General features: G+C 43.2%; 1 protein-coding gene and 1 pseudogene. Both read right to left on the bottom strand.

Annotated elements, in window-relative coordinates; all coding sequences use genetic code 11:
* A pseudogene (locus tag B4033_RS03420) lies at positions 1-316 on the bottom strand (EamA family transporter); the annotation flags it as partial.
* 95 nt (positions 317-411) lie between these two features.
* Positions 412-834 (bottom strand): class II fructose-bisphosphate aldolase (locus B4033_RS03415; RefSeq protein WP_286832110.1); only part of this gene is annotated, 423 nt, incomplete at its 5' end.

The raw sequence follows: 834 nt of genomic DNA, 5'->3' as shown, positions 1-834 counted from the left end.
AAGCTGCTGCAAGAGAAAGTACGACTGATAGACGCTGGGCGATTTCTGTCTTTAGGATCCCCGCTGTTTGCAAAGCCCGAGCCAGTAGCAGAAATACACTTGGCAACAAGATACCTAGGGCAAAAATCAGTAACCACGGTGTATGAGTGACTGATACATGTGCCAGATCGGGTTTAAACCAGAAATAGCAAAGAACACTTGCTGTAGCATAGTTCCAGGCAATCAGATGAATGGGATTGAGTCCCCTGTTCCTTCCTGTCTTGAGTAAAATCGAGACCATGACGCTGCATAGTGCAGCTGCAAAGATCAGTTCCATTGCATGCTCATCATTATTTTTAAGTACGCTATTTTAATACAAAAAAAAGCCCACAAGTTTTTTGTGGGCTTTCAAACATGATTTCAGGCTAGCACTTAGTAACGAGAAACCATTTTTTCCAATGAAATTGGACGAATCTTGTCAGCATTACCTGCTGTACCAAATGCTTCGTAACGATCTACACAGATTTGCTTCATTGCTTCAACTGTTGCAGCAAAGAATTTACGTGGATCGAACTCACTTGGTTTTTCAGCCATCATACGACGCATTGCACCAGTAGAAGCTAAACGTAAGTCTGTGTCGATGTTGATTTTACGGACACCGTGTTTGATCGCTTCAACCAGTTGCTCAACAGGAACACCATATGTTTCTTTGATGTCGCCGCCATACTGGTTAATTACAGCTAACCATTCTTGTGGCACAGAGCTTGAACCGTGCATTACAAGGTGCGTATTTGGTAGTGCTTCGTGAATTTCTTTAATGCGGTCGATCGCAAGAATATCACCTGTAGGTGGACG

The sequence above is a fragment of the Acinetobacter sp. UBA3132 genome (assembly GCF_002364825.1).
In the GTDB taxonomy this organism is placed as follows: Bacteria; Pseudomonadota; Gammaproteobacteria; order Pseudomonadales; family Moraxellaceae; genus Acinetobacter; species Acinetobacter schindleri.
Note: the sequence above shows the minus strand (reverse complement) of the source record. Positions and strands in the feature narration are given on the sequence as shown.